The organism is Frankia sp. AiPa1, assembly GCF_023243075.1.
Taxonomy (GTDB): domain Bacteria; phylum Actinomycetota; class Actinomycetes; order Frankiales; family Frankiaceae; genus Frankia.
Map to the genome: position 1 here is coordinate 60,190 of NZ_JALKFZ020000004.1, position 26,219 is coordinate 86,408.

General features: G+C 71.2%; 25 protein-coding genes. 16 read left to right on the forward strand and 9 right to left on the reverse strand.

Annotated elements, in window-relative coordinates; translation table 11 throughout:
• Positions 1–318: 318 nt before the first annotated feature.
• On the reverse strand, positions 319–1,284 hold the full coding sequence (locus MXD95_RS03365) for a 4-hydroxy-3-methylbut-2-enyl diphosphate reductase (RefSeq protein WP_250639028.1): 966 nt from the start codon (positions 1,282–1,284) through the stop codon (positions 319–321).
• A 167-nt stretch (positions 1,285–1,451) separates the two neighbouring features.
• On the opposite strand from MXD95_RS03365, the gene xseA reads away from it, so the two are divergent.
• Positions 1,452–2,666 carry an exodeoxyribonuclease VII large subunit gene (gene xseA, locus MXD95_RS03370; protein WP_250639029.1) on the forward strand — a complete coding sequence of 405 codons (1,215 nt, stop codon included), beginning with the start codon at positions 1,452–1,454 and terminating at the stop codon, positions 2,664–2,666.
• Between the two features lie 85 nt (positions 2,667–2,751).
• Here xseA and MXD95_RS03375 read toward each other — a convergent pair whose 3' ends face one another.
• Together MXD95_RS03375 and MXD95_RS03380 are read right to left on the reverse strand one after the other, a co-directional pair.
• Positions 2,752–3,135, reverse strand: a complete 384-nt coding sequence (locus MXD95_RS03375) for an exodeoxyribonuclease VII small subunit (protein ID WP_308301431.1) — start codon at positions 3,133–3,135, stop codon at positions 2,752–2,754.
• Between the two features lie 1,046 nt (positions 3,136–4,181).
• Entirely contained in the window at positions 4,182–4,766 is a 585-nt protein-coding gene (locus MXD95_RS03380) for a DUF4245 domain-containing protein (RefSeq protein ID WP_308301432.1), read from the reverse strand.
• Positions 4,767–5,235: 469 nt separating this feature from the next.
• Between MXD95_RS03380 and glpX the strand changes: the two genes are divergently transcribed.
• Both glpX and MXD95_RS03390 read left to right on the forward strand, forming a co-directional pair.
• Positions 5,236–6,222, forward strand: coding sequence for a class II fructose-bisphosphatase (gene glpX / locus MXD95_RS03385; RefSeq protein WP_250639138.1), 987 nt, complete (start codon positions 5,236–5,238; stop codon positions 6,220–6,222).
• Between the two features lie 24 nt (positions 6,223–6,246).
• Entirely contained in the window at positions 6,247–6,969 is a 723-nt protein-coding gene (locus MXD95_RS03390) for a sterol desaturase family protein (RefSeq protein ID WP_250639030.1), read from the forward strand.
• A gap of 9 nt (positions 6,970–6,978) precedes the next feature.
• Here the strand turns inward: MXD95_RS03390 and MXD95_RS03395 are convergent, their stop codons facing one another.
• From MXD95_RS03395 to MXD95_RS03405, 3 genes are all read right to left on the reverse strand, one after another.
• Positions 6,979–7,890, reverse strand: coding sequence for a polysaccharide deacetylase family protein (locus MXD95_RS03395; RefSeq protein WP_250639031.1), 912 nt, complete (start codon positions 7,888–7,890; stop codon positions 6,979–6,981).
• Between the two features lie 488 nt (positions 7,891–8,378).
• Complete coding sequence (locus MXD95_RS03400) at positions 8,379–9,005, reverse strand: DUF6542 domain-containing protein (protein ID WP_250639032.1); 627 nt, start codon at positions 9,003–9,005, stop codon at positions 8,379–8,381.
• 117 nt (positions 9,006–9,122) lie between these two features.
• On the reverse strand, positions 9,123–10,562 hold the full coding sequence (locus tag MXD95_RS03405; RefSeq protein ID WP_250639033.1) for a DNA recombination protein RmuC: 1,440 nt from the start codon (positions 10,560–10,562) through the stop codon (positions 9,123–9,125).
• A 59-nt stretch (positions 10,563–10,621) separates the two neighbouring features.
• Here MXD95_RS03405 and ychF point away from each other — a divergent pair, with 59 nt between their 5' ends.
• The 3 genes from ychF (at position 10,622) to MXD95_RS03420 (ending at position 12,660) form a co-directional block, all read left to right on the forward strand.
• Positions 10,622–11,698, forward strand: coding sequence for a redox-regulated ATPase YchF (ychF, locus tag MXD95_RS03410; RefSeq protein WP_250639034.1), 1,077 nt, complete (start codon positions 10,622–10,624; stop codon positions 11,696–11,698).
• Positions 11,699–11,822: 124 nt separating this feature from the next.
• The gene (locus MXD95_RS03415; RefSeq protein WP_250639035.1) at positions 11,823–12,011 is read left to right on the forward strand and encodes a hypothetical protein; all 189 of its coding nucleotides are present in this window, start codon (positions 11,823–11,825) and stop codon (positions 12,009–12,011) included.
• A 157-nt stretch (positions 12,012–12,168) separates the two neighbouring features.
• Positions 12,169–12,660, forward strand: a complete 492-nt coding sequence (locus tag MXD95_RS03420; RefSeq protein ID WP_308301433.1) for a DUF952 domain-containing protein — start codon at positions 12,169–12,171, stop codon at positions 12,658–12,660.
• Between the two features lie 34 nt (positions 12,661–12,694).
• Here the strand turns inward: MXD95_RS03420 and MXD95_RS03425 are convergent, their stop codons facing one another.
• Positions 12,695–13,003 (reverse strand): 4a-hydroxytetrahydrobiopterin dehydratase, encoded by a 309-nt coding sequence (locus MXD95_RS03425; RefSeq protein ID WP_250639036.1) that lies wholly within the window; start codon positions 13,001–13,003, stop codon positions 12,695–12,697.
• 471 nt (positions 13,004–13,474) lie between these two features.
• Here MXD95_RS03425 and MXD95_RS03430 point away from each other — a divergent pair, with 471 nt between their 5' ends.
• The 6 genes from MXD95_RS03430 (at position 13,475) to MXD95_RS03455 (ending at position 19,519) form a co-directional block, all read left to right on the forward strand.
• A complete protein-coding gene (locus MXD95_RS03430) occupies positions 13,475–13,981 on the forward strand; it encodes a (deoxy)nucleoside triphosphate pyrophosphohydrolase (protein WP_250639037.1) in 507 nt (168 codons plus the stop codon).
• Between the two features lie 326 nt (positions 13,982–14,307).
• A complete protein-coding gene (typA, locus tag MXD95_RS03435; protein WP_250639140.1) occupies positions 14,308–16,146 on the forward strand; it encodes a translational GTPase TypA in 1,839 nt (612 codons plus the stop codon).
• 97 nt (positions 16,147–16,243) lie between these two features.
• Positions 16,244–17,125, forward strand: a complete 882-nt coding sequence (mshB, locus tag MXD95_RS03440; protein WP_250639141.1) for an N-acetyl-1-D-myo-inositol-2-amino-2-deoxy-alpha-D-glucopyranoside deacetylase — start codon at positions 16,244–16,246, stop codon at positions 17,123–17,125.
• A gap of 129 nt (positions 17,126–17,254) precedes the next feature.
• Positions 17,255–18,229, forward strand: coding sequence for a S1C family serine protease (locus tag MXD95_RS03445; RefSeq protein WP_250639038.1), 975 nt, complete (start codon positions 17,255–17,257; stop codon positions 18,227–18,229).
• 152 nt (positions 18,230–18,381) lie between these two features.
• Positions 18,382–18,807, forward strand: a complete 426-nt coding sequence (locus MXD95_RS03450) for a DUF6113 family protein (protein WP_250639039.1) — start codon at positions 18,382–18,384, stop codon at positions 18,805–18,807.
• A gap of 100 nt (positions 18,808–18,907) precedes the next feature.
• A complete protein-coding gene (locus MXD95_RS03455; RefSeq protein WP_308301437.1) occupies positions 18,908–19,519 on the forward strand; it encodes a flavin reductase family protein in 612 nt (203 codons plus the stop codon).
• Between the two features lie 27 nt (positions 19,520–19,546).
• Here the strand turns inward: MXD95_RS03455 and MXD95_RS03460 are convergent, their stop codons facing one another.
• Both MXD95_RS03460 and MXD95_RS29520 read right to left on the reverse strand, forming a co-directional pair.
• Entirely contained in the window at positions 19,547–20,536 is a 990-nt protein-coding gene (locus tag MXD95_RS03460; RefSeq protein ID WP_250639040.1) for a transglutaminase family protein, read from the reverse strand.
• Positions 20,533–20,994, reverse strand: coding sequence for a putative acetyltransferase (locus tag MXD95_RS29520; RefSeq protein WP_462166781.1), 462 nt, complete (start codon positions 20,992–20,994; stop codon positions 20,533–20,535). Before MXD95_RS29520 ends, MXD95_RS03460 begins: the two co-directional genes overlap by 4 nt.
• Before the next feature lie 85 nt (positions 20,995–21,079).
• On the opposite strand from MXD95_RS29520, the gene fdxA reads away from it, so the two are divergent.
• The 4 genes from fdxA (at position 21,080) to dapE (ending at position 25,432) form a co-directional block, all read left to right on the forward strand.
• Entirely contained in the window at positions 21,080–21,403 is a 324-nt protein-coding gene (fdxA, locus tag MXD95_RS03465) for a ferredoxin (protein ID WP_250639041.1), read from the forward strand.
• 59 nt (positions 21,404–21,462) lie between these two features.
• A complete protein-coding gene (gene dapC / locus MXD95_RS03470; RefSeq protein ID WP_250639042.1) occupies positions 21,463–23,286 on the forward strand; it encodes a succinyldiaminopimelate transaminase in 1,824 nt (607 codons plus the stop codon).
• Between the two features lie 131 nt (positions 23,287–23,417).
• Complete coding sequence (locus tag MXD95_RS03475; RefSeq protein WP_374121948.1) at positions 23,418–24,308, forward strand: 2,3,4,5-tetrahydropyridine-2,6-dicarboxylate N-succinyltransferase; 891 nt, start codon at positions 23,418–23,420, stop codon at positions 24,306–24,308.
• 50 nt (positions 24,309–24,358) lie between these two features.
• Positions 24,359–25,432, forward strand: coding sequence for a succinyl-diaminopimelate desuccinylase (dapE, locus tag MXD95_RS03480; RefSeq protein WP_250639043.1), 1,074 nt, complete (start codon positions 24,359–24,361; stop codon positions 25,430–25,432).
• Positions 25,433–26,219 lie beyond the last annotated feature (787 nt).

The following is a 26,219-nucleotide window of genomic DNA, read 5'->3' on the forward strand; positions in this document are numbered from 1 at the left end:
CGGCCATGGGGCCGCACTCAGCGCTACCTGGCCGCTGGCCCCGCCGCGCGGATCACACGGTCAGAACGACCCTCAGGGATCGACGGGCGCTGGAATCTCGTTGCAGGCGGTGACGGCGGCCGGTCGGTGGCGGGGTTGCTGGAACGACAACGCCGCAGCGCCCAGTGTCCGTTCAGCCACCCCTGACAACTGGGCTGGCTGAAAAGACGAACAGTAGGCACTGCGGCGTGGAGGGTCGGGTGGGGATGGAACGGTCGAGCCGAGGCGGCAGGGTGCCTGCCCGCCCGCACCAATGCGCGGCGACGCTGTGCCGTTGCCCTAGGAGGCGGCGGTTTCGCGTTCGCGGGTGCGCATGTCGCGGCGGAGCTCGGGGGGGAGTGCGAACAGGAGGTGCTCGTCGGCGGAGGTGACCTCCTCGACGTCGGTGAAGCCGCGCTCGGCGAGCCAGGCCATGACGCCGGTGACGAGCTCCTCGGGGACGGACGCGCCGGAGGTGACCCCGACGGTCTCGACGCCGTCGAGCCAGGCCTCGTCGACCTCGGTGAAGTCGTCGACCAGGTAGGAGGCGGGGGCGCCGGCGTCGAGTGCGACCTCGACGAGGCGGACGGAGTTCGAGGAGTTGGCCGAGCCGACCACGATGAGCAGCTCGACCTTGTCCGCGATGTCCTTGACGGCGACCTGGCGGTTCTGCGTGGCGTAGCAGATGTCCGAGTTCGGTGGGCCCTGCAGGTGCGGGAAGCGTTCCCGCAGCGCGTCCACCGTGGTCATCGTCTCGTCGACGGACAGGGTGGTCTGCGAGAGGAAGGCGACATGCTCGGGGTCGCGGACCACGACGCGGGCGGCGTCGTCCGGTCCATCGACCAGATGGATGCGGTCAGGCGCCTGCCCGGTGGTACCGACGACCTCCTCGTGGCCCTCGTGGCCGATGAGGAGAATGTCGTAGTCCTCCCGGGCGAAACGACGCGCCTCGGAGTGGACCTTGGTGACCAGGGGACACGTCGCGTCGATGGTGCGCAGCTGGCGCGCGGCGGCCTCCTCGTGCACCGTCGGCGCCACACCGTGCGCGGAGAAGACGACGGTGGCACCCTCGGGAACCTCGTCCGTCTCATCGACGAAGATCGCGCCCTTGGCCTCCAACGTCTTGACGACGTGCAGGTTGTGCACAATCTGCTTGCGCACGTAGACAGGTGAGCCGTAGAGCTCCAGCGCCTTCTCCACGGTCACGACAGCTCGATCGACACCGGCGCAGTAGCCGCGCGGCTTGGCAAGAAGGACCCGGCCCATGCTGGGGAGTCTACGCGGTGGACAGCGCCCGCCAAGAGGCTTGGGGGATGCGTTACCTGATGGCGAGGCCGTCCTGACCGGTCCGCGCAACGGCCGTTCGGACGGTCTCGGGTGGAGTTGACGACCGTCTCGGCGATCTGTCGGAGGTCACCGTTACGGTGCCCCATATGGCCCTGACCTCGACTCCCGAGCAGCCCTTGCCGGTGCGCACCGTCTCGCGCGCGGTGGGGGACTGGATCCACCGGCTAGGCCGGGTCTGGGTCGAGGGCCAGGTGACGCAGCTCGTGCGGCGGCCGGGAATGGGCACTGTCTTCCTCACCCTGCGGGACCCTGTTGCGGACATCTCTTTGCGGGTGACCTGTCCGCGGGCGGTCTGTGATGCGGTCGGCCCGGCGTTGGTGGACGGCGCCCGGGTCGTGGTGTGGGGCAAGCCGTCGTTCCATGCCGGCCGCGGCACGCTCTCCCTTGCGGTGACGGAGATCCGTCCTCTCGGCGCGGGGGCGTTGCTGGCCCGGCTCGAGCAGCTCAGGGCGACGCTGGCTGCCGAGGGGCTGTTCGCGGCGGCCCGCAAGCGGCGCCTGCCGTTTCTCCCGGTGGCGGTCGGGCTGATCACTGGGCGGGCCAGCGCCGCCGAGCGCGACGTCGTGGAGAACGCGCGCAGGCGTTGGCCGGCGGTGCGCATCGAGCTGCGGGAGGTGGCCGTCCAGGGACCGCTCGCGGTCGGGCAGGTGATCGACGCGTTGCGCGACCTCGACGCGCGGCCCGACGTCGAGGTCATCGTGATCGCTCGCGGTGGTGGGTCGCTCGAGGACCTGCTGCCCTTCTCCGACGAGGCACTGCTGCGCGCCGTGGCGATCGCGCGAACCCCGGTGGTGTCGGCTATCGGACACGAGCAGGACGCCCCACTGCTCGACTTCGTGGCGGACGTGCGAGCCTCCACGCCGACCGATGCCGCCAAACGCGTCGTCCCCGACGTCGGCGAGCAGGCGGCGGCGGTCGCCCAGCTGCGCGCGCGGGCGCGGCGGGCCCTCGGCCACCGGCTTGACCGGGAGGAACGCCGCCTCGCCGACACCCGCCGCCGGCCGGTGCTGGCCGCGCCCTGGGGGGCGCTGGACGGGCGCCAGCAGGAGATCGCCGCATTGCGTGCGCGCGGCCGCCGCTGCGTCCACCATGCGCTCGAGGTGGCCGAGCATGACGTGCGGGCGACGCGGGCGCGGATGCGGGCGCTGTCGCCGGCCGCGACACTCGAGCGCGGCTACGCCGTGGTCCAGCGGACGTCCGACGGTGTGGTGGTGCGCGATCCCGGCGAGGTCACAACGGGTGATGGCCTGGCGGTCCGGGTGTCTGGCGGGCAGCTACGCGCCGTGGTCACCGACGGCTGACCCGTGGAGGGCGGCCGGCTGCGAACTGGGTGTACCGGGCGCGCAAGGCCGGACGGGTAGCCGAGAGTGACGGGTAGCCGAGAGTTCAGCGTGCGGCGTTCGCCGCGGGCACCCCGATGCCAGCGGTCCCCCCGGGAGCACCGGGCCCGGCGGGATCGGCGGCGGCCAAGCGCGAACGGGCGCCGTCGAGGAAGCCCTGGCAGGCACGAGCGAGTTGCTCGCCGCGTTCCCACAGCGCCAGCGACTGCTCCAGGGTCACGCCACCGGCCTCGAGCTTGTGGACGACCTCCTCCAGCTCCGCGCGCGCCTGCTCGTAGCTGGCCGGTGTCGGCGGGGCGTCCGACGGCGCGGCGTTCGCCAAGGGGTCATGTGATGGCGACGCCACGTCGCCGGGATGGGATGAAGCCATGGGGTAGGTGTTGGCCGTGTCGCCGAGCGTCGCGGGTTGAGGGTCTGGGCCTTCTGGCATCGCCACCTCCGAGCCGTCGTACGATCAATTTTTCGTCAATCCGGACCTGTGGTCCGATCGTGCTGCTTTGTAGCATGCGGCGCGATCGGGGCACATTCCCGCGAGGCCGCACACCAGTATTGCCGGCGCGATCCCGTCACTCCCGAGCTGTCTCCGGTCGCCGAAATCCCACTCCGGCCGGGCCCAACGTGGTACCAATCAGATGACAATAGTGGTGGAAGTGGGATCGCCGGCGAAAGATCCCTAGTACAAAGATCCAGTACAAAGATCCAGAATGCAGAGATCCATCGTACGAGGTCACCGTAGGACGATTCGGATTGGCGGTGGTCCGTGCAGGCGCGGGCCCCGTCTGGCTGACCGCTCCCTGGGGGCGGTTCGGAGGTACCCGCATGCCCGGCGCACGCCCGACGCCTCCGGCCGTCGGTGGTTCCTCCCGTCGACGGACCCTGCCCGCTTCGCGCGCCGGTGGGGCGCTCGCGTCCCGGCCAGGCGCCAACCCGCTGCGGCCGTTGGTAAGGCGCGCAGCTGGCCTGGTCCTCGGCATCGCCGTGCTCATTCCCGTGGCCACCGCGGTGGGCGGCTCGCACGGTGCGCACCCTGACGGCCCGCCGTCCGTTGCCGCGGGCGTCGCCGGTCGCTGACCGCGACGCGAGAGCGCCTCGACCGCGTGGTGCCGTCCGCCCGCTGCGCTGCGCCCGGCTCGCCGGTCCGGACCCGCGACGAGGTGCCGCGCCGAGACGGGTCCTCGTGGCGCGAATGTCGACAATGTGTGCTTTCCGGTGTAGGCATGTGTCTGACGGCCGGCTGGATGGAGCGAACGCGGCGGCCCATCGGGCGATAAGCGCAAACGCTTGGCAGAAATGCGTCGGCGCGGGCGAAGAACGGCCCGTCGAGCACCTGAAGTCCGGCACTTCGGAGGCGGTCCTCCGTACTCTGCCATTCCGGGGCCCGGGTCCCTCCCTCGGTCGAGCCGTTCGCGGGAGGGCGGGCCGGGAACCGAGCGGCCGAGGGCCGGCTGTGGGTTGGCAGCGGGCCTGGCCGAGAGGTCAGCTCGCCGTGGTGACAGGGCGCAGGGTGTGGGCGAGAGTGATCAGGTCGGGCTGTGTGGCGCCGCCGCCCTTGCCGGCGCCGTCGTCGACGACAACCGTGACGCCGTCCTCGGTACGGGAGATCGCCAGATGCCCCTGGTCGTCGGGGCGGGACTGCCAGGGCACTCCGTCGACGTTCACGCTGCCGCGGGCCGGTCGGTCACCGAGCAGCCTCTGCACCCCGTCCGGTGCGTTGGTCTGCCGCAGCCTCGCGTAGGTGCGGTGGCCCGGTCGATCGATCACGTAGCCGATCGTGGCCTCGGCGGTCGTGCTGTCGGAGGAGCCGCCGGCGGGCAGCAGTACGCGAAGCGAGTTCGCCTTCCACAGATCCATCGGCAGGCCGACGGGCGCAAGCGGGGTGTAAGGCGCCTGTCGGGCGAACGCCGCCATGGGCTGGGTCGTCTCGACGACCTTGATTGCCTGCTCGTCGCCGCCGCGGGGCATCACAAAGATCACGAAGAGTGCGACGCCGGCCATGACCACGCCGAGTGAGAGAACCATGTCGCGGATCGTTTCCTGGCCGCGCCGCTGTCGTTGTGCCACGACCCCATCTTCCAGGTACGGGCAGCCATGCGGGGCATTGGGGACCGGCCAGGAGCGGCCGGGAGCGGCCGATCAGACCGCCGCCAGGTGGGCATCGCCACCGATGTGGGTGGGATCTCGCCTGACCTGGCAGCCGGAACGTAGTCGGGCGGGCGTCACGCCCCCTCCGCGTGACGCCCGCCCGATACGAAGCGTTTGACGCCGAGTGGGTGCCGAAGGTTGCACGGAAAATTTCGGGCATGTGGCTGTCGTCCGCACGACAGCCGGGATCGGGCGATACGGCCAGATCCGTCGAGTCCCTCGCGGTACGCTGACGTGATGTGCAGCCGGTCCCACGCGCTGCTATCACGGGCGTCCACGGGGTAGCCGAACTAGGCTCAGCGCCGTGCCTTCCGACGCTCACGCCACCTCCGCCTGGTCCGGTGCCTCCGCCAGATCCGATGCCACGGCCGTGCCCGACACACTGGCTGTGCAGGGGCAGGCCCCGGATCGCAACCTCGCGCTCGAGCTCGTCCGGGTAACCGAGGCCGCAGCACTGGCGGCCGCCCGCTGGGTCGGCCGCGGCGACAAGAACGGCGCCGACGGCGCGGCGGTCGACGCGATGCGCCGCCTGGTCGGCACGGTCTCTATGCGCGGGGTCGTCGTCATCGGTGAAGGGGAGAAGGACGAGGCCCCGATGCTGTTCAACGGCGAGCAGGTCGGATCGGGCGAGGGTCCCGAGTGTGACGTCGCCGTCGACCCGGTGGATGGCACGACGCTGACATCCAAGGGGATGAACAACGCCGTGTCGGTCATGGCGGTCAGCGAGCGCGGGTCGATGTATGACGCGACCGCCTGCTTCTACATGGAGAAGCTGGTCACCGGTCCGGAGGCTGCCGACGTGGTGGATATCACCGCCTCCGTCGAGGACAACGTGCGGGCCGTCGCCAAGGCGAAGGCGATCCACCCACGTGATGTCACCGTGGTGGTGCTTGACCGGCCGCGGCACAACGAGCTGGTCGATGAGATCCGCGCCGCGGGTGCCCGGGTGAAACTGATCTCTGACGGTGACGTCGCCGGTGCCGTGATGGCCGCCAGCGCCGGCACCGGTGTCGACCTGCTGTTGGGCATCGGTGGTACCCCGGAAGGGATCATCACCGCCTGCGCGGTGACCTGCCTCGGTGGTGTGATCCAGGGGCGGTTGTGGCCGCGCGACGAGACGGAGCGCGCGAAGGTCCTCGCGGCCGGCCAGGACCCGTCCCAGGTGTTGTCCACCGGGGACCTTGTGGCCAGCGACAACGTCTTCTTCGTCGCGACCGGAATCACGGATGGCGAGCTCCTCGCCGGGGTACGGTACCGCCCGGGTGGCGCCAGCACGTCCTCGCTGGTGATGCGGTCGCGGTCAGGCACCATCCGGCGGGTGGACAGCCAGCACCAGCTCACCAAGCTGCAGGCGTACTCCACCGTCCCGTTCTAGAACGCAGGGTGGGGAGGCGAACGCGTGGCGCGAGTCTCCCCCCGACTGCTCCGACCAGCGGCGCTGCTCGACCGGTTGGACCGGCCCGGTCCGCACGGCAGCGCGGCCGAGGTTCGCACACTGCGGGCCGCGGCACTGCGATTTCTGCACCATCCTCGGCCGCCGGTCCTGCTTGGCTGTGTGGGCGTGCTCGCCGCGGTGCGTGCCGTACGCGGGCCGTGGCGGCCTGGGCGGGACGGCCGGGTGGTTCTGGCGGCTGCGAGTGCCCAGCCGTTCGTCGAGTGGGGTGTTCACCGCCTGCTGCTGCATGCGAGTCCCGGGACCTGGCTGGGAGCGATCGGCTATCAGGCCGCCGGCTACGGTCACGAGCAGCATCACGGGGACCCGACCAGTCTCGACACGATGTTCCTGCGTCCCCGTGAGGTGATCATAGGGACGGCGCTCGCCGTCGGACCGGCTGTGTTCGGGCCGGTCGGGGTGGCGACTGGTGCGCTGTGCGCCGGGGCCGGCGTGCTTGCCTACGACTGGACGCATTTCCTGCTGCACACCCGGGTCCCGCCGCGTTCGGCCTACTACCGATGCCTGCACCGCGGGCATCGGCTGCACCACTACCGCAACGAGCGATACTGGCTGGGCGTGACCAGCCCGCTGGGCGATCTGATCATGCGCACCCGGCCCCGCCGGGACGCGGTGGGCGTATCCCCCACCATTTCCCACCCGCAGCGGGGCGGCTCTGCTCCGGGCTGACGGATTGTGTCAGCCCGGAGCAGAGTCACCGACGGTCTGCAGTGCGGCCGGTTCCGCGGAACCGGCCGGTGCGCTGGCGGCGGCTGGAGCCGTGCTGCCTGGCGGCAGCTCCACGGGAACCGGGATGCCATCCGCGGCCCGGCCCAGCCGTGGGCGGAACGGTCCGACCGTGCGGCCCATGCGGCCCATGCGGCCCATGCGGAACAGACGGTCAGCCGCGTGCACCGGAGGCGGTTCGCTGTGCCCGAAACCGCCGAGCCAGGCCACCAGCCTGCTGTCAGGAGTCGCCGCGTCGACGGCCAGGCGGGCGAGGGCAAACCGGTCATCGTCCGGGTGGGACAGCACGTCGCGGACCGCGCAGGCCGAGCTGTACCCCGCGGAGATCACCAGCTGCCGAACGGAAAGGTCATAACCTCCACCTGGGTAGGCGAATGTGCGCGGTTCGTCGCCGATGGCCCCGGCCAGCCGCCGACGGGAAAGGGTGAGTTCCGCGATGACGTCGCTGCGGGCCAGTTCGTTGAGCGGTCGTCCGGTGTGTCCGGAACCACCGATCTCGATTCCCAATCCACGGATGCGGTGAAGATCAGTACGGTGGAAATAGCCCGGATCGCCTACCCGGGAACTGGTGAGGAAGACGGTCGCGGTGAGCCCGAACTCGACCAGCAGTCGTAGGGCGCTCATTGTTGTTCCGCCCCCGTCGTCAATGGTGAGGACGAGCGGGCCGCGTGACGCTGCCGCGTCTGGCCGGGCGTTGCCGGTGTCTGTCTCCGTGTCCGGGCTGATCGCCGCGCGGCCACCGGCCATGCCTGGACCAGCCGCGTTGGCCGCGCTCAGGGAGTTTACGTAGCCCGACACGCTCATGGCCTGGCGGCCGGAGGCCGCGATCAGCTGGCAGTGCCGGGCAAAGGTGCCGAGCGGCATCGGCCGGCGCCGAGCGCCTCGCGTGGTGTGCGGGTCAAACGATCGGTAACGCAGAATCGGGACCAGCTGCCTACGTTCGGGTGGGTGCTGGCTGGAGCTCGTCACGGCCTGATCACAGCGCCGCACCATGGCCCGATCGATGTCGCCCTGGCGGATGTCCTCGGTGCGAACGACAAGCAGGCCTCCCTGCGGTCGCCGCGGCCGTGGACGCGGCACGGGTAAATAGCACGGAAGTGCGTCCCGAGGGGCGAATTTGTGACGCGTATGGAATGTAGCACGGGCGGCTGCAAAGGCAAGTGAAGCGCCCGCCGTAGGTATCCGAACGGGTGGGTCACTCCGTGGGACATGGTTAGCCTGATTTACCGGGCATTGTTATTTCTGGGCCGAGCTACCCGCTTTGTGTGGGGGGTCGGATGTTTCATGGTCGTGCCGGTGTTGGCCGGATGGCTGGTGACCCGGGCAGCGGCAGGCAGGCAGGCCGACGGACGCTAGCGGGCCGGGCGGCGTCGGCGGTCACCGGGCGGCGTGGCGAGCGCGCGCATCCGTTCCCGCCGGGCGACCTGTGCCCGGCGGCCGCGGAACAGTGCGATCAGAGTGACCAGGACGAATGCGGCCAGCAGGATCGGCGCGTGCAGGATCATCTCCGAGGCGATGTCGATCGCCTTGTCCCGTAGCCCGGTGCTGCCGTCGCCGGTGGACGGATGCAGATAGCCCACGCCGATGGTGATGAGCGCGTACACCAGTGGCGGCATGATCACGACACCGAGCAGGTCGTCGGTGTGCACGCGGACGGCAACCAGGACGCAGGCGCCGATGAACAACATCCCGAAGCAGTACTTCAACGAGCCGAACGCCGCCGTGTCGATCGCCGCCCCGACGCCGCCGAGGACAAGGACGACCAGCGCGGTGCCGAGAGCGGTCAGCCCGCGGCGGCTGCCCGTGAACAGGGTCGGGGGAGGTCCACCCGAGCGCGTACGCGAACCGCGGACATACGGATCGTCGAACCTGTCGGCACGCGCGGATCTACCCGGCGGCCCGGCTGACTGCCGATGTGGCGGCACACTCACGAACGCAAGGTACCGCCCACGGATTTCCAATGCGTCAGGACGATGCATCATGCCGCCGTATCGGCGCCCTCGCTGGAGCTTTCTGTGGTCGGACCACTGCCTTGCGTTGCAGTTTCCCGAGCTTTCCAGTCGTTTGCCGCTGATGTCCCCCCTGTCGCCCGCCGACTAGGTCTGGTGGGCGACGGGGCCCGACGCGTCGGGCCCTGTCGGTTGGTAGGACTCCCCGCGGACGTCCGAATCCCGGTCGCGGACGTCCGCCAGCAGCTCGGCGGCGGACAGTGGGCGCACACCGGTCTCGATCGGGCCGGGACCGGTCAGGGTGCCCTCGACGACATCCATGGCAGCCAGGCGTCGCGCGGGTGTCAGGACGCGGTTCTCCAGCGAGCCCACCGTGGCATTGAACTCGCCGACGGCACGGCCGAGAGCGCGGCCGAGCCGGTCGAGATGCTCGCCGAGGGTGCCGAGCCGGGTGTAGAGGTCCCGTCCGAGTTCGAAGATCTCTCTGGTGCGCGCCGTGAGCGCCTCCTGCGTCCACGCATGCGCGATGGTCCGCAGCATCGCGATCAGCGTGGTCGGTGTGGCGATGATGACCTTGCGGGCGGCGGCGTGCTCGAGCAGGCCGGGGTCGTGGTCGAGGGCGGGAGCGAGGAACGCCTCCGCGGGCACGAACAACACGACGAACTCCGGCGAGGACGGCAGCCGCCGCCAGTACGACTTGGCGGCGAGCCCGTCCACGTGCGCGCGCAGGTGCCGGGCATGCGCCGCCATCCGCCCGGCGCGGTACTGCTCGTCGGAGCTCTCGGCGGCGTCGAGGAAGGCGGCGAGCGGCACCTTCGCGTCGACGGCGACGTTGCGACCGCCGGCGAGATGCACGACCATGTCCGGCCGCAGCGGGCCGTCGTCACCCTGGAGGGTCATCTGCTCGGTGAAGTCGCAGCGGTTGAGCATGCCCGCGACCTCGGCGACCCGACGCAGCTGCATCTCGCCCCACGCTCCCCGGGCCTGCGGCCGGCGCAGCACCGTGACCAGCGCCGAGGTCTGCGTGCGCAGGTTCTCCGAGGCCTCACGGGCGAACCGGACCTGCTCGACGAGCGAGGCGTACGCCTCGGTGCGGGCGGTCTCCAGCTCGCGTAGCCGCCCCTCCATCCGGCCAAGGGCCTCGGCCAGCGGACTGACCATGCTTTCCACCGCGGCCCGGCGGGCATCGAGATCGCCCCGGGCGCGGGCGCCGGCCTCGTCGAACCGGGCGGTGGCGAGCTCGACGAGCTGCTGGCTCGCCCCTGCCAGAGCCTGCGCGGACAGCGCCTGGAAGCTCTCCGCGAGCCGCTGCTGGCTCTGCTCGACGAGCGCGACCCGCTCGCCCGCGGAGCGTTTCTCGTACTCCAGGGCCGTGCGCAGCCCGGACATGTCGGCCTCGGCGAGCTGGGCACGTTCGAGGGCGGTGGCGGTCGCCGCTCTGGCCTCGTCCCGCTCGCACAGCACCGTGGCGTGCGCGGCGGACAGCGCCGCATGGCGCGGATCGGCCAGCCGACGGGCGCCGAGGAAGCCACCGACGGCACCGAGGACCAGCCCGACGAGGGTCAGCAGCGCGCTGGTGGTGTCCACACCGCAAGGCAATCACGCCGGTCCGACAGTTTCCGGCCCGGCCCGTAGACTGATCCGCCATGGGCCTGTCGATCGGAATCGTGGGGCTGCCCAACGTCGGCAAATCCACGTTGTTCAACGCCCTGACCCGCAACGAGGTGCTCGCCGCGAACTACCCGTTCGCGACGATCGAGCCGAACGTCGGCGTGGTCGGTGTGCCGGATCCACGGCTGGCCGAGCTCGCGACGTTGTGCTCGAGCGCTCGGGTGGTGCCGGCGACGGTCAGCTTCGTCGACATCGCCGGGCTGGTGCGCGGCGCGTCCGAGGGACAGGGGCTGGGCAACCGGTTCCTGGCGAACATCCGCGAGTCCGACGCCGTCTGCCAGGTGGTGCGGGTCTTCTCCGACCCGGACGTCGTGCACGTCGAGGGCAAGGTCGACCCGCCGGCCGACATCGAGACGATCAACACCGAGCTCATCCTCGCCGACCTGCAGACCCTCGACGCGCGCCTGCCGAAGCTCGAGAAGGAAGCCCGCGCCGACAGGTCGAAGCAGCCGCTGCTCGCCGCCGTGAAGGCCGCCCGCGAGGTGCTCGACGCCGGCCGCACGATCTCCTCCGAACCGAAGATCGACCGCGACGAGCTGCGCGAGCTGTTCCTGCTCACCGCCAAGCCGTTCCTGTACGTGTTCAACGTGGACGAGGACGTGCTCGCCGACCCCGGCCGGCACAAGGAGCTCGTCGACTCCGTCGCCCCCGCCGACGCGATCGTGCTGTGCGCCAAGGTCGAGGCCGAGCTCGCCGAACTGGACGAGGCCGACGCCACCGAGCTGCTCGCTTCCCTCGGCCAGAGCGAGAGCGGCCTGGCCCAGCTCGCCCGGATCGGCTTCCACACCCTGGGTCTGCAGACCTATCTCACCGCCGGGCCGAAGGAGGCCCGCGCCTGGACGATCAGGGCCGGCTCCACCGCGCCCGAGGCCGCCGGCGTCATCCACACCGACTTCCAGCGCGGCTTCATCAAGGCCGAGATCGTCTCCTACGGCGACCTGATGGCCGCCGGCTCCATGACCGCCGCTCGCGCCGCCGGCAAGGTCCGCATGGAGGGCAAGGACTACCTCATGGCCGACGGCGATGTCGTCGAGTTCCGCTTCAACGTGTAGCGAGCCCGGCACCAGGATCACCATGGAGGCGCCCGGTCTCACGCCGGGTGGGGCTCTACGCGGGCGACGGCCTTCGGCGTCATCCTGATCGTCCTGGCGGTGGCCGGCGCGATCGTCAGTCGTCATGAACCGGCGGCGCGTGCGGGAGATCGTGGTGCTGGTCCGAGTCCGGGGCACGCGGGGCACCGCCCTGCGCGGCTCGGCCCGTGACGCCGACGAGCAGCCGCCGCACTCCCGTCATGCCATGGCCGCCGTGCCCTTCTCATCCAGCATCGACGCCTGTGCCGGATACGTGACAGGGCGGGCGCGGTGAGACGCCGTCCCGGTTACGTTTGAAGCTGTGGCCGACGGTTGCCGCAGGCGGCGCCGGACGCCCGCGCAGCGCGGGCCGCAGCCGGTCCGGGACGCCCCGTGGCCGGGGTACACAGCGGTGGAGGGACACGGGACCGGGGCCGCTTCGGGCCGAGATCGTGGGAGTTCGTGAGGGGCTGGTGCACGTGACGCTCGACGAGGAGCCGACGCCGGACGAGCGGGTGATCTGCCATCTGGTCGGGCGGGCGGCATGGACGGTGGGGGCGTCCGCGTACCGACCGGCGAGCCTGGGAGTCGAGGGGTTCATCCACTTCTCCACCCCGGCGCAGGTCGTGGCCACCGCCGAGCGGTACTACCGGGGACGGGACGACCTGCTGCTCGTCGTGGTGGACCCGCGGCGCCTGCGCGCCCCCCTGCGCTGGGAGCCGCCGGCCCATCCACCTGGCGGCGCGGCCCCGGACCACCCAACGGCCGACCGGGCCGACGCGGTATCCGGCCGGAACGGCGCGGTGACCGACCGGGTCGAGGCGGGATCCGGCGAGCGGTTTCCGCATCTGTACGGTCCGCTCAATGCCGGTGCGGTGATGGTGGTGGTGCCGTTCCCGCCGGAACGGGACGGCACCTTCCGCATGCCGGCCACGGTCTGGTGATCGTCGCCAGCCGGCCGGGTCCGCTCGACCAGGGTCAGTAGGCGACGCCGGCGGAGCTCAGCAGGTGGGAGATGCGTCGGGCGAGGGTGACGTCGAGGTCGGTGACGCCGCCGACGGAGTGCGTCCAGACGGTGAAGGTCATCGTGCCGGGGCCGCGGTCGATCACCGGATGATGGTCCAGCTCGTCGGCGGTACGCATCACCTCGGTGCTGATCGCGTCAGCCTCGTCGCCGTCGACCATGATCTGCAACTGGATCCGGTCGGCGTCGCCGAGCCAGCCGGGCAGCGCGGCCAGGGCATCGGCGATCGCGGCGCTGTCGAGTTTGGTCGGCTTGGTGGGCATCGTTGTCCTCCTGCGCGCGGGGCCGGCGGTCCGACGACCGCGGGCCGGGCAATGACTCCGGTGTGTGCCTAGTCGAGCACGTTGACGTTGGTTCGGTGGTGTGGCGCACCGAACTCGGGCGCTCGGATCCGCTGCCGGCGCGGGCCCCGGGGGCCGTTCCCCAAGGACCTGCGTTTCCGGAGGGCCTGTGGCTGGGGTGCCGGTGGCGCGTGTCGGTTGCGGGGCCCCGTCCGTCCGGGCACATCCGAACGGGCGGGGGCGATGATCCGTTGCAGAGGGGGTTCCCCGCCTGCCGGTCGTGAACCGCGCGGGGCGGTGACGGGGTCCGGCAGCGGCGGCGGGGCATGACGGCTCTTCGGCTCCGAGCGCCGTCCGAAGAGAGGGGCCGGGAAGGAGAGAGACAGCCGGAAAGAGAGACAACTGTGAGGGAGTGCGTCCGGGAGCGGTCGAAGTCTGGGAGAGTCCGGCAGCATGAACGTGGATGCGCGCGGTCAGGGTGCCTGCGCCCCCCACCCGCCCGTGGCGGGACGGCTCGTCGTCGCCGTCGCGCTGCTCGATGTCGAGGCACGGTCTGGCCGGGGACCTCAGGAGTCTCGGGTGCCTCGGGTGCTGGCCGCGCAGCGCCGGGAGCCGCCTGCCTACGCCGGGATGTGGGAGTTCCCCGGCGGCAAGGTCGAGCCGGGGGAGAGCGAGCACGAGGCCCTGGCCCGGGAGTGTCGGGAGGAGCTCGACGTCGACATCGAGATCGGGCCGCCGCTCGGCGAGGTGGCCCTGGCCAGCCCCGGTTGGGTCCTGCGGGTGTGGTTCGGCCGGGTCGCGCGGGGACGACCGCGGCTGGTGACGCACGACGCGCTGCGCTGGCTGTCCGCCGCCGAACTCGACGACGTTGTCTGGATGCCTGCGGACGGTCCGCTCGTCACCCGACTGCGCGAGGTGCTGGCCCGGCCCGGCAACTGCGCCTGGCCGCCGGCTGTCTGACGTCCTGACCTGGCGGACCGGACCGGCCGCCTGGCCCGTCCCGGCGTCCCGGCGAGAGATTCGGCGGGTGGCGGACGCGGCGTTTCGGCGGTGGGCGTGTGGCGGGTATGTGGTGGGCGTGCGGTCGGCGCACGGCGATGGATGTGGGCGGTCGGTGGCGGGGTGGACATGGATGCCGGTTCGGGTCCGTACCATGGGCAGTGGTACGGCCGTCGCCGCCGCGTCAGCGTGCGCCGGGCCGTGCCGCGCGGTCACGCCGTCCGTGCGTGCCGCCGTCCGTCTGTTGCGGGGTTGAGAGCCCCATGTCCGCCCCGGAGCGCCTCACCGTGTCCACACGCGCCGATCTTCGTAACGTGGCCATCATCGCCCATGTCGACCATGGCAAGACCACGCTCGTCGACGCCATGCTGCGCCAGTCCGGCGCGTTCGGCGAGCATGCCGAGCTCACCGATCGGGTGATGGACTCGATGGACCTGGAACGCGAGAAGGGCATCACGATTCTCGCGAAGAACACCGCGGTCCGCTATGGCGACATCACCATCAACATCGTCGACACGCCCGGCCACGCCGACTTCGGTGGCGAGGTCGAGCGCGGCCTGTCCATGGTCGATGGCGTCGTCCTGCTGGTGGACGCGAGCGAGGGCCCGCTGCCGCAGACCCGCTTCGTGCTGCGCAAGGCGCTCGCCAAGCGGCTGCCCGTCGTGCTCGTCATCAACAAGGTCGACCGGTCCGACGCCCGCATCGCCGAGGTCGTCGACGAGGCCTATGAGCTCTTCCTCGACCTCGACGCCGACGAGGGCCAGATCGACTTCCCGATCGTCTACTGCAACGCCAAGGCCGGCCGCGCCTCGACGACCCGCCCCGAGGACGGCGCGAGCCCTGACTCGCCCGACCTCAAGCCTCTGTTCGACGTGCTGCTCGACACGATCCCCGCGCCCTCGTTCGACCCGGACGCGCCGCTGCAGGCGCTGGTCACGAACCTCGACGCGTCGCCCTATCTCGGTCGCCTCGCGCTGTGCCGGGTGCACAACGGGACGATCCGCCGCGGCCAGCAGGCCACGCTGTGCCGTGCCGACGGCAGCCAGCAGCGAGTCAAGATCAGCGAGATGCTGATGACGCGGGCGCTCGAGCGTGTCCCCGCCGAGGAGGCGGGACCGGGTGACATCATCGCCGTCGCCGGCATCCCGGACATCACCATCGGGGAGACCCTGGCCGACGCCGAGGACCCCCGACCGCTGCCCGTCATCACCGTCGACGAGCCGTCGATCAGCATGACGATCGGCATCAACACCTCGCCGCTGGCCGGCAGGTCCGGCAAGAAGCTCACCGCCCGGCTGGTGAAGAACCGCCTCGACGCCGAGCTGGTCGGCAACGTGTCCATCCGGGTGCTGCCGACCGAGCGCCCGGACACCTGGGAGGTGCAGGGCCGCGGTGAGCTGCAGCTCGCCGTGCTCGTCGAGCTGATGCGCCGCGAGGCGTTCGAGCTCACCGTCGGCAAGCCGCAGGTCGTCACCCGGGTGGTCGACGGGAAGGTGCACGAGCCGGTCGAGCGGCTCACCATCGACGCCCCCGAGGAGTTTCTCGGGACCCTCACCCAGCTGCTCGCCCTGCGTAAGGGCCGGGTCGAGCAGATGATCAATCATGGGACCGGCTGGATCCGGCTGGAGTACCTGGTCCCGGCCCGCGGCCTGATCGGGTTCCGGACCGAGTTCCTTACCGAGACCCGCGGCACCGGACTGCTGCACCACGTCTTCGAGGGTTACGAGCCGTGGTTCGGTGAGCTGCGTACCCGCGCCACGGGCTCCATGGTCGCTGACCGCAGTGGTCCGGCCACCGGCTACGCCCTGTTCAACCTGCAGGAGCGCGGCACGATGTTCATCGGTCCGACGACCGAGGTCTACGAGGGCATGATCGTCGGTGAGAACTCTCGGGCGGACGACATGGACGTCAATCCCACCAAGGAGAAGAAGCTCACAAACATGCGCTCGTCCACCGGCGACGAGCTGGTCCGGCTCACCCCGCACCGCATCCTCTCCCTCGAGCAGGCCCTGGAGTTCTGCCGCGAGGACGAGTGCGTGGAGGTCACCCCTGGCTTCGTCCGCCTGCGCAAGGTGGCCCTGACCGCTGGCGAGCGGGAGAAGCTGCGCTCCCGCCGCCGGGCCTGACGCCGCGCTGGAGAGCCGTGAACTGTCGGCGGCGGGTCGTAGGGTCGGGATTGTGACATCTCCCCCGTCCCCCGCCAGTCTGGCCGCCCGCCGGCTGATGTTCGTGCACGCACACCCGGACGACGAAGTCATCTCGACCGGCATCGCGATCGCCTCGTACGCCGCCGCGCCCGGCACGTCTGTCACCCTTGTGACCTGCACGCTCGGCGAGGAGGGCGAGGTCCTCGTGCCCGAGCTGATCAATCTGCGGGCCGATCTCGGCGATCAGCTCGGCGGCTACCGCATCGGTGAGCTCGCCGGCTCCTGCGCAACACTCGGGGTCACCGAGCACCGCTTCCTCGGTGGCCCCGGCCGCTTCCGCGACAGCGGCATGATGGGCACGCCCGCGAACGACAATCCCCGCTGTCTGTGGCAGGCCGATCTCGATGAGGCGACGACCGAGCTCGTCCGGATCATCCGGGACGTCCGCCCGCACATCCTGGTCAGTTACGACTCGTTCGGTGGCTACGGTCATCCCGACCACATCCGCGCCCACCAGCTCACCGCCCGCGCCTTCACCGACGCCGCCGACCAGTCCTTCGCGCCCGACACCGGCGCCCCCTGGCAGCCCGCCAAGCGTTATGAGACGGCGATGTCCCGCTCCCAGGCGGTCGCCGGGTTCGAGCATTTCCGTGACTCGGACGTCGCGAACAACCCCTTCGCCGGCCTGAAGTCCGTCGATGACTCGCCGGTGCGGTTCCTCGATGACGCGGCCATCACCACCGAGATCACCGCCCCAGACTTCTTCGAGGCCAAGGTGGATGCCATGCGCTCCCACCGGACCCAGATGGCCGTCGACGGGTTCTTCTTCGCCCTCGCCGACGGCATCGGTCAGCGGGCCTGGGGTACCGAGCATTTCGTCCTCGCCGCGGGCAGCCGTGGTCCCGGCACCGGGCCGGGCGGCCGCGAACGGGACTTTCTCGCCGGCGTCGACATCTGACACCGAGCCCGGACGGGTGCCTGATCGGGGGGCGTCGGGAATCCCGACGGCCTGGGTGGCGTTTGTAACGCTGTAATCCCTGCAAGTCAGGGTGTCTGGCAAGTCAGGGTGTCTGGCCCGGGAGGTCGGATGGACGACGGCAGCAGCGGACCCAACACCGATCCCCTGGACGCCTACTCAGCCGTGGTGACCAGGGTGGCCGCAGCCCTCACACCGGCGGTGGCGAGCCTGCGGGTGCGGACCAGGAACGGCGCGGGGGCCGGTTCGGCGGTGGTGTTCACCGATGACGGATTTCTGCTGACCTCGGCCCATGTCGTCGAGGGCCTGCACGGCGGCGGGAGGTCTGGAGGACCGGTCGGGCTGGCCCAGTTCGCCGATGGGACCGAGCGGGAGTTCGACGTGGTCGGCGCCGACCCGCTGTCCGATCTGGCCGTGCTGCGGGCGCGCGGGAACACACCACCGGCCGCGCTGCTCGGTGACGCGGCGCAGCTGCGGGTCGGGCAGCTGGTGGTGGCTGTCGGCAATCCGCTGGGGCTCACCGGGAGTGTGACCGCCGGCGTGGTGAGCGCGCTCGGCCGGTCCCTGCCCACGCGATCGGGCTCGGCGGCGCGGGTGGTGGACGAAGTGATCCAGACCGATGCGGCGCTCAATCCGGGCAACTCGGGGGGCGCGCTGGCCACGGCCGACGGGCGGGTGGTCGGGGTGAACACCGCGGTGGCCGGCGTCGGGCTGGGGCTTGCCATCCCGGTGAACGTCACGACCCGGGCGATCCTCGCGGCACTGATGCGGGACGGTCGGGTCCGGCGGGCCTATCTCGGGGTGGCCGGGATGCGGGTTCCCCTGCCACCGGCCGTCGTCCGGCGCACCGGGCAGAACCACGGCGTGCGCCTCGCGGAAGTGATCGTGGGCAGTCCGGCCGGAGCCGCGGGCCTGTTCACCGGCGACCTTGTGCTGTCGCTCGCCGGGACACCGATCGTCACTCCGGGGGATCTTCAGCGCCTGTTGACGGAGAGGACGATCGGTCGCCCGGTGGAGCTCACCGTGTGGCGGCGCGGCGCGCTCGTCGACGTGATCGTCGTCCCGCGGGAGCTCGTCACGACCTGAACCGCTGCCCATCCGTGGCCCGCGGCAGCCCGGGGGTGTCCGACGGCTGCTGGCCGGGTCGTGGCATGTCCTACTGTCGACGCATGCCCCGTCCCGGTTCCGGTCCCCGCCCCACGCCACCCCGCTCGAGGTCGTCGCGAGCGGGCTCGGCGGTGGCCGGGGAGCCTGGCCGGGATGCGCTGACCGAGCCCGGGCGGGTCTTCCTCGGCGTCGCGTACGTGCTGGGTGTCGTTCTCGGCGCCGGGCTCGGGCTGTACGGGGTGTTCCTGCTGCCTGACGGGCCGCGTGCGGGCGGTGCGTTCCTCTCGTACGGGCTGCTGCTGGCCCTGCTCGGCAACAGCGCGGCAGCAGTACTGCTGCGCTGGCTGACGGGCACCCGGCTGGGACCGATGACCGTCCTCATCGGCTGGACGCCGGTCGTGCTCCTGCTGGCGACCACCCGCGCGGAGGGCGACCTGCTGCTGCGCTCCAGCGCCAGCGCGTATGCCTTCCTGCTGCTCGGGGGCCTGAGCCCCGTGGTCGGGACGGTCATCGGCCGGGCCCGGCGCGGGCTGACGGCCCTGCCGCCCGTCCGCTGAGTCGGGCTTCGCCGCGGTCGATATGGCCGGGCCGGGCCGGTTGTCACGAGTCCTGCCGTACGCACTGCCCGCATGCTCCGACGGCGGTAGCGTGAGCTGGGTGGGCAGCCTGCCGCAGGAGATCCGCGGCGGACCGTACGCCGTTCGGGCACCCCTGGAAGCGGGTGAGTTTCGCCGGGCGGTCGGGCGGTTCGCCACCGGGGTGACCGTCCTGACTACCCGCGACGGCGATCGCCATCTGGGAATGACGGCGAACTCCTTCGTGTCCGTCTCGCTCGACCCGCTGCTCGTCCTGGCCAGTATCCGCCGTGACGCGCACTTCCACGCGCCGCTGCTGGCCGCTGGCGTGTGGGGCGTATCGGTGCTCGCCGCGGACATGGCCGACGCGTCTCGGCACTTTTCCCGGCGCTCCCGCGACCGCGACCAGAACGGCGAGCGGGGCGGCGAGCCGAGCGGGGCCAGGATCGACGGCTGGGCCCACACACTCGGCCCACGGACCGGGGTGGCGCTGCTCGACGGTGCTCTGTCGGTCTTCGAGTGCCGCACGGTGGCCACGCATCCCGGCGGTGACCACACGCTGGTGATCGGCGAGGTCGTCTACCTCGATCATGGGCGCGATGACGTCGACCCGCTGCTTTTCTACCAGGGCGGCTACCTCGCCCCGCCCACGCCCGCCCCGCCCACGCCGCGCGACGGCCCTTCCGGACGTTAGCGCGCGGCGGGCGCCGGGGCCAGATCCCTAGTTCAGCCGGGCGCGGGCGGTGATGGCCGCCTGGCGGGCGGCGGCGGCCGCGGTCGGCTCCACGGCGGTGACGGAGTCGGCGAACGCCGTCAGGTCCTGTGCGCCGCCGAGGAAGTCGCCGAGACGGATGCGTAGTTCGCCCCGTTCGCGGCGCAGGGTAGCCGGATGGTGGGGGAGCAGCAGCGACAGTTCCACCGCCCACAATCGGGTGCGGGGCGCGTCGGTGCGGGCGGCGAGCACGCGGATGTTGCCGAGGATGCGGGTGAGGACGTCGGCGGCGGTCATCGGCGCGAGATGCGCCCGGCTGAAGGCCACGCCGCTCGCGCGGACCTTGGCCGCCGCGTCGTGGATGGTCAGCAGCCGCCCGGCGGCGAACGGGTCAACCAGGACGAAGTCCTCCGGCGAGCCGACGGCGACGACGACGTGCCCCGGCAGGCCCACCGGGTAGGCGGCGATGCCGAGGCGCCGCGCGACCTCCAACCAGACGATCGACAGCAGGATCGGCAGCCCGCGGCGGCGGCGCAGCACATCGGGCAACAGGGAGGACCGCAGATCCTCGTAGTCGTCGGCGGTTCCGGCGAATCCGGCGTCCAGCCCCAGCGCCTCGTGCAGCGCCTCGGCGGCGGCCCGCGGCTCGAGCCAGCCGAACCCATGTCCCCACCTGGCCCCGCCGGTGCCGGTGCCCGTGCCGGCGGCTCCGAGGCTGGCTGCGGACTGGCCGGTACCCGGTGCACCGGCGGAGTTGCCCCGCTCCGCTCGGGGGAAAGGCCGGTTCGTGGTGGTCCGGGCGGCCAGTAGCGGCCGGGCCCGAGCGGCGAGCGCGTCCAGCGCCTCCAGAGTCACCGACGGGTCCGGCGGCTCGGCTGTGCTTGCCTCGGCTGTGCCTGCATCGGCGGTGTACGCCTCGGCGGCCAGCAGATGGCAGGCGAGGGCCAGATCGACGGGCTCCTGGCGGACGGCCTCGGCGAACCGGCTGCGGCTGCTCACCGGCTTCGCGCCTCCCGCCCGCTGCCGGATCCCCCCCGCATCCGGTTGCAGGCTGTGTGCGACGGATCCGCCGGGCTCGCCGGATCCGCTGGGTCGGAAACTGCGTGGGTCATGGGCGGAATTGTCGCGCGCTCGACCGGCCGGGTTCGGACGATGGTGGCGGGGTACGTCAGGTCTCTGTCCGGTCCAGTCTGCCCGTGGGGCTCGTCAACCGGGGTGTCGACGGCCTGCCGCGGGCGCCGCGCGGGGGGGCGGGCGGGAACAACGCGTGCCGCGACGATGTCATCCTCGGTAATCTGAACGGCAGCACCTTCCGCCGTTTCGACCGTCAGCACGCGCGATGACCATGACCGAAGCGTCCCTAGGACATCACTGAGAGGTATTGGCCCGGGGATGCGCCGCCGGATCATGACTCGCGCGCCGATGTCGGCCCGAGTGATGCGGACGACATACACCACCAGCGCACGCCCTTGCTGTCGACACGGAACTGTCCATGTCGATACTAGGGACTCAGTCGCCCGTGAGCCCGAGGAGGAACATCCGGTGACCTACGTCATCGCGGAGCCCTGTGTCGACGTCAAGGACAGGGCTTGCATCGAGGAATGCCCGGTCGACTGCATCTACGAGGGCGGACGGATGCTCTACATCCAGCCCGACGAGTGCGTCGACTGCGGCGCATGTGAGCCGGTCTGCCCGGTCGAGGCCATCTACTACGAGGACGATGTCCCCGATCAGTGGAAGGGCTACACCAACAACAACGCGAACTTCTTCGAGGAGCTCGGCTCGCCCGGCGGCGCCTCGAAGGTCGGCGCGCTCGAGTTCGACCCGCCGGCAGTCGCCACGCTGGCTCCCCAGGGTGAGTCCTGAGTAGTCCAGGGCGGTCGGGTAACACCTCGGGAGTCCTGAGATCACCAGCTCGTTCCCGCGTGCGGCTGCCCGACTTCCCCTGGGATCAGCTCGCCTCCTTCAAGGAGAAGGCGCGCGCGCACCCCTACGGACTGGTTGATCTTTCGGTCGGGACTCCGGTCGACTCCACACCGGCGGTCATTCAACAGGCGCTCGCCGGTGCCGCGGACGCTTCGGGGTATCCGCAGGTGGTGGGGACTCCGGATCTTCGGGAGGCCGCGGCGGGCTGGCTGGCCCGCCGCCTCGGTGTCCTCGTCGATCCGGGCGCCATCCTGCCGGTGCTCGGGACGAAGGAGCTGGTCGCCCAGCTCCCCGCCCAGCTCGGGCTGGAGCCGGGCGACCGAGTCTGGGTTCCCACCCCGGCGTACCCGACATACGAGGTCGGGGCGCTGCTTGCCCGCTGCGTGCCGGTCGTCGGACCGACGGACGGGGTGACTCTCGTCTGGATGAACTCACCCGGGAATCCGACCGGCCGCGTCATGTCCGTCGACGAGATGCGTGCGGTCGTCGGCTGGGCCCGCGAACGCGGTGTGATCGTCGCCAGCGACGAGTGCTACATCGAGCTGGGCTGGGAGGGTCGGCCGGTCTCGGTGCTCCATCCGGATGTGTGCGGCGGCTCACACGAAGGCCTGCTCGCGGTGCACTCCCTGTCGAAACGGTCCAATCTCGCGGGCTACCGCGCCGGTTTCGTCACCGGCGATCCGGAGCTCGTCGCGGGCCTGGTCGGGGTGCGCAAGCACGCCGGGTTCATGATGCCGACCCCGGTGCAGGCGGCGATGGCTGCCGCCTACGCCGACGACCTGCATGTGGCCGACCAGCGTGGCCGGTACGCCAACCGGCGTGCTGTGCTGGCGGCCGCGCTGTCGGTCGCCGGGTTCACCATCGATCACAGCGAGGCCGGCCTGTATCTGTGGGCAACCCGGGGCGAGGACGCCTGGGCGACTCTGGACGCGCTGGCCGGCGTCGGGGTTCTGGTCGCCCCCGGCACGTTCTACGGCGAGGCCGGCCGCCAGCACGTGCGAGTCGCCCTCACCGCGCCCGACTCGCAGGTTGCGACCGTGCCCGAGCGGATGGCCATGATCCCGCCGGCCGTGAGCGCACCGGGGACGAGTTCGTCGATCACCGGCGTCCTGGCCCCGGGCCCGTCACCTGGCTACCGCCAGGCCCAGCCAGGCCGATACCCGCAGCCCGCACCCGCGGGCGGCTACGTCGAGCAACCGCGGGGGTACACCGGCGCGGTCGCGGAGGGCGGGCGGGGATATGCCGACGGCTACGGCGGCTCCCGGGACAGCTACGCCGACCCGCGCGAAGGCCACGGCAGTCCGCGAGACGGCTACGCCGACCCGCGTCAGGGACACGCCGACCCGCGTCAGGGCTACGAGGACCTTCGCGAGGGCTACGCCGACCCGCGCGAGGGCTATTCCGCCGAGTCGCCGGTCGGCTACCCGCCCGCCGGTGCGGTGGCGCGGGTGCCCTACGAGTCAGCTGCTGATTACGAGCTTCCGCTGGCGGGCTATGGCGAACGATCCGGTCCCGAGCCCCGGCCCGGCCAGAACGACGCCCCGACCGGCGGGTACCCGGTCCATCCCGGCGGCTATCCGGGTCGGCCCGGGGCGTATGCGGGCCGGCCGGGGGGATATCAGGTGCCCCCGGCAGCCCCCGAGTCCGGCCGCCCAGGCCGTCCCGGACCCTATGACCGGGCGCCGCGCCGCGCCGGCCGGCCTGGCGGCTATGAGGACGACCCGGACCGCTACGCGGACCAGGCCGGGGACCCAGAGAGCCACCCCGAGTCCCATCCAGGTTCCCGTCCAGGTTCATGGAACGGCGAGCCTGACATTCGCTGACCCGTCCCCGGCCGCGGTGCAGTCACATCCGCAATGCGTGCGTGTATGGCATCACCGCGGCGGCACGCACCGGGTGTGGTGTGCGGACCGGCATCGCCCGGGGCGCAGCGGAACCTCGTAAGGTCAGGTCTGTGAGCATCTCCAACACCTCCCTCGACGCCGCGGGTGGCGCCGCTTCGAGCGGCACCTCCCCGAGCGGCGCCTCGCCGATCGATCCGGTCATCGACGACCTGTGGGACCGCCGCGGTGAGCTGACGCCGGATGACGCGGATGCCCGCAAGAGCATCGTTGCCGCCATCGACGCCATCGACGCCGGCGAGGCCCGGGTGGCAGCGGTCGCCGCCGACGGGTCCGTCGTGGTCGACGAGCGGGCCAAACGGGCCATCCTGCTGTCGTTCAAGGTCCTGGACATGGTCGAGTCGTCCGCCGGCGATTTTCGTTACCACGACCGGGTCCCGCTGAAGACCCGGTTCGACGGCGTGCGGGTGGTGCCGGGGGCGATCGTGCGCTGGGGGGCGTACATCGCGCCCGGGACGATTCTCATGCCGAGCTACACCAACATCGGCGGATATGTCGGCACCGGGAGCATGGTCGACACCTGGGCGACTGTCGGCTCGTGCGCCCAGGTCGGTGAGCGGGTGCACCTGTCCGGCGGGGTTGGGCTTGGGGGTGTGCTCGAGCCGCCGAACGCCGTCCCGGTCGTCGTCGAGGACGACGCCTTCGTCGGCAGCCGCTGCATGGTCGTCGACGGTGCCCGGGTGCGCCGCGGGGCGAAGCTCGGCGCCGGGGCGATCCTGACCGCGTCCACCCACGTGTTCGACGCGACCACCGGCGAAGAGTACCCACGCGGTGAGATCCCCGAGCGGGCGGTCGCCGTCGGCTCGACCCGGATCCGCTCCTTCCCCGCCGGGGACTTCGGGATGCCGTGCATCCTGGTGCTGCGCACGTTGGCCGAGGGCGAGATTCACGACAAGCTCGCTCTTAACGACGTCCTGCGCGAACACGGCGTCGCCGGCGGCTGAGCCCGCGTGCCCGGCCTGGCGGGATGCCGCCAGGCCGTAGGGTCGGCGGCATGGATCTGGACCTTCGCGCGCCGGTCGGGGACCTCACGCGCCGTCTCGTCGACGTGCCCTCGGTCAGCGGCGACGAGACGGCGCTCGCGGACGCCGTGCAGTCGGCGCTCGGCCGAATCGCCGGGCTGACCGTCGAACGGGACGGCGACGCGGTGGTGGCCCGCACCTTCCTCGGCCTGCCCTCGAGGGTCGTACTCGCCGGCCACCTCGACACGGTGCCGATCGCCGACAATCTGCCGGCGCGGATCGACGGTGACAGGCTGTACGGCTGTGGTACGTCGGACATGAAGGCCGGCGTCGCGATCGCCCTGCGCCTCGCGGCGACCCTGCCGCTGACCAAGCCTGGTGCGCTGCGTCATGACATCACCTGGATCTGCTACGACAACGAGGAGGTCGGGGCGGTGCACAACGGGCTACGCCGCCTCGCCGCTCGCCACCGGGACTGGCTCGACGGTGACCTCGCGATCCTGATGGAGCCGACATCCGGCGAGATTGAGGCCGGCTGCCAGGGCACCCTGCGGGTCGTCGTCCGGCTGGCTGGACGCCGGGCGCACTCGGCCCGATCCTGGCTCGGTGAGAACGCCATCCACAAGGCCGCGGAGGTCCTGCGCCGCCTCGCCGACTACCAACCACGTCAGGTCACCCTCGATGGCTGTACCTACCGTGAGGGCCTCTCGGCGGTGCGCATCGACGGTGGGGTCGCCGGAAATGTCATCCCCGATGCCTGCTCCGTCACGGTGAACTTCCGCTTTGCCCCCGACCGGACCCCGCAGGGCGCGCTCGCTCACGTCCGCGAGGTTCTCGACGGGTATAATCTTGAGGTCACAGATCTTGCCGGCGGTGCCCCACCCGGGCTTTCCGCCGCGCCCGCAGCCGCGTTCATCGCCGCCACCGGCCGGACTCCGGTCGCCAAGTACGGCTGGACGGACGTCGCCCGTTTCGCCGAGTTCGGCGTCCCCGCACTCAACTACGGTCCCGGCGACCCGAACCTCGCCCACACCCGCGACGAGCACGTCGAACTCGCTGCCATTGACGAGGGCGAACGTCTCCTGCGCGCCTACCTGACGGCGTAAGCATCCGCCTGCGGACGCACCGTTTCGAGAGCATGACCCGCGCGTCTTTGGGGCAGAATCTGGCCGAGAGCGACGCACGTCACGTTGACGCCAGACGGGGGAATACCGCCATAGGTTCGGCGAGGCCGGCGCGCTACAATGAGCAAGCATATTCCGCGCTGGCGTCGAACCGTGGTTGTCGAACGGTAGTTGTCGAACCGTGGTTGTCGAACATGGTTCACGCCAGCCGGTGTTCCTGTCGAGTTCGGGGGCTCGGCTGTGGCCCTGTCGCATTGTCGTGCTCGTCGTCGGGTGCAATCGTCGCGTCTGGTGTCGACGGCGCCCATGGGGTCGCTACCATCATGGGCGTCGCGGGCGCCGGCATCGGCATCATCATCCGTGTCCGACTTCGTGCTCGCACCCGTGCCGCCGGTGCTCTCCGGCCAGCCACTGTTCAGGCCGACCAGGCCGACCAGGCAGGTCAGGCAGGTCAGGCCGACGAGGCAGGCCGACTGTGAGGGGTCCGCCAGATGACCGAAACTATTGTCAGTAATTCCAAGGCGGAGTCCGCAGAGAGAACGGCGGGCGACGCGGTGGAATGGCCCGGTAGCGGCGAGCTGAGTGAAACAACGATCACCATCAACAATATCCGCACCCTCGCCAGGCATCCACAGGTACTGGCAGCGTCGAACTGGCCGCTCCGCGGCGTCCCGGTGGATGCGCGCAGTGCGGACGCCGAGAGCGCGGACGCGGACGGTGTAGGCGCGGGCGGTGCGGATACCGATGCCGATGCTCCCCTTCATGTCGC